This window comes from Candidatus Erwinia dacicola (assembly GCF_001756855.1).
Lineage (GTDB): Bacteria > Pseudomonadota > Gammaproteobacteria > Enterobacterales > Enterobacteriaceae > Erwinia > Erwinia dacicola.
In genome coordinates this window covers 1-2,303 of sequence record NZ_MAYS01000076.1, presented here as the reverse complement: position 1 = coordinate 2,303, position 2,303 = coordinate 1, and the positions used below count along the sequence as shown (strand labels likewise).

Below are 2,303 nucleotides of genomic sequence, written 5' to 3'. Positions count from 1 at the left end.
ACGTTCCCGGTAATAGCGTCCAGGGATGGGGGAACAGGCAAATGCCGAACCCCTGAATGCAAAAACCCCCCGAATATCTCTCGAACTTGCCAGGACGAAGATAATCAGGGGGCCAAAAGCAGGCAGCGTGCCTGTGAAGGATTATAGCAAATGTATAATCACATACAACCCCTTTGCACCGGCATAAGTGCGGGCGGGTGTGAATAGTGCGAAAACACTAGCGCTTACAGCGTACCGACAAGTCAAAAATCCTTTCCCGAAGTTCGTTGCGCCGAAGAAAAAAGGCAGCAATGAGGAGAAAGCGACACTACCGTTTAACAAGAAGCTCATGGCTAAGGCTGAGGGTTTCACCAGACGTTACGACTTTACTCTCCATGTAGCATTTGCCCGTTCGCAGGGTAAGCGCTTCCGTATGCCGCCAGTTCTACGACTACGGGCTATCGAGGCGTTGCTACAGGGTATCTGCTACCACTACGATCCGCTTATAAACCGTGTTAATGCATCGTTAACGACAATTGCGATGGAGTGCGGTCTTGCGACGGAAACAAAGAAAAGTGGACTCTCTATTACTCGTGTACCCGTGCGCTGCGCTCGCTGGCTGAGGATTTCGGTCTGGTCACTTACTCCGAAAAAACGTTTGATCCGGAGATCGGCTGTTACATGCCGACTGACATCACGTTTACCGGAGCTTTTTTTGAGGCGCTGGACGTATCCCCTGAAGCGGTGGCTGCTGCCCGCAATGGCTGTGCCGAGTGGAAGAACAAGCAGCGCGAACGGCGCGGCCACTCTCGTCTCGATATCGGAGATCTGATTAGCTAGGGCTGGAGCAAGTTCCACTCCCGCTTTAAAGAGAACCGCCTGAAACGTAAGGCCGAGGGTGAAGAACGCACCCGCGCCTTACGTGACGCCGAGCGCTCACGGAAGGAAGTAGAACAATCCGTTCGCGCTCAGGTTAACCGCGAGATCCGTCAGGGCAAACACATGAGTCTCACATTCTCCAGCATCAAAGAGCTGATTGCCGAGCGCGTCAGGATGCGTATGGTCAAATCGCGACGGTATACTTCCCGGCTATCACCCAGCTAGTTCCCCCTGTTTTCTTACTCCGATTCGTTTCGGAGGTTTTCTCTCGCCCCTGCCCTGTTCCCGCTCAAATAACACTCACCTGTTAACCAACATTCTGGCTATCACCCCTATTTTCAGCGCGAACTATCACGAAAATTGGCAAGATTTATCAGGCGGCCATGTCGATTTATCGTTATACACATTTAACTGCAAGAGGCGATCTTCAGTCAGTGCTATCCGGGGTGTTTACAAACTGCCACTAATCTTTTAAAAATCCTGTAAGATCTTTATTTCTTTTAAAGTAAATAACTTATTCGGCTGCTGTCCTGTGGACAGCTTATAATGCCCGCCCTTACAGCGAGCTACGCTCGCGTCGGTTCGGAAATCGCTACGCTCAAAGTTAGCACCCGCTAAAGTGGGCAAAAACAGTCACGAAATGTGCAATTAAGTCTCTAAACGTCTGCTCCCGCTGGTCACAGCCGTTAAGACCCCGTAAATCACGCTCAGAACGTCGCACAGCGCCATTCTGACCGCTCACCGGGGCTTCGGCCTTAACTCAGCGGTAAACATCGCTGTAAGCCCGTTATGGCTTTGCAGGGAGGGGGCTGGGGCAGTGACCACACAGCAGCGTGCGTAAACGTGTTGCCGTGGCTCTGGTCAGATACGGTGGTAGTGGGTGCATCATCCCCGTTCAGGGGAGTAAGGCCCGGCGGTTTGCTTTCTGTGCTTCATATCAGCTACGGTATGCCGCCTTCTATGCGCTTCGCGCATGAAAAACAGAGATGCCAGCATTTTTTTGGCTTCAGCTGCGGCCGGCGACCTCATTTTGCTGTCGTTTCTTCCATCCCGGGCGGGATGGCCAGTTTAATTCTGACAGTAAAAAGTGTCGGTTGATAAAATCGTGAGTTTCGGAAATGTCGGCGGTTCCGGCGCAGAACCTAACCTGTCAATGCTCTTTCGGAACTTTAACTATACCGTCAGCGATCCCCTGGGCTATCAGTTCCATTATCCGGGCAAAACGGAAAAATCCACTGTACTGCTGACAGATGTAGTCTATCTGGATCTTGGATGAGCTGTCCATTACTTGTTTGAAAGCATCCATATAATCGTAGCACCCTTGTAACAGCTGTTCGTCACCGATAACTGATACAGGAAAGCTATTGGCATAGTCATGGATTAACTTAGCCAGCTGACGTTGTTCTGCGCTTAACGTAATCACTCTTGCCCCATTCCCACTCGAA

1 protein-coding gene and 1 pseudogene are annotated in these 2,303 nt (G+C 51.1%); one reads left to right on the top strand and one right to left on the bottom strand.

Features of this window, described 5'->3' with window-relative positions; translation table 11 throughout:
* The first annotated feature begins 199 nt into the window (after positions 1–199).
* Positions 200–1,083, top strand: a pseudogene (gene repA, locus BBW68_RS02120) (plasmid replication initiator RepA).
* A 925-nt stretch (positions 1,084–2,008) separates the two neighbouring features.
* On the opposite strand, the gene BBW68_RS02115 reads toward repA, so the two are convergent.
* A complete protein-coding gene (locus tag BBW68_RS02115) occupies positions 2,009–2,281 on the bottom strand; it encodes an arylsulfatase regulator (protein WP_070133806.1) in 273 nt (90 codons plus the stop codon).
* Positions 2,282–2,303 lie beyond the last annotated feature (22 nt).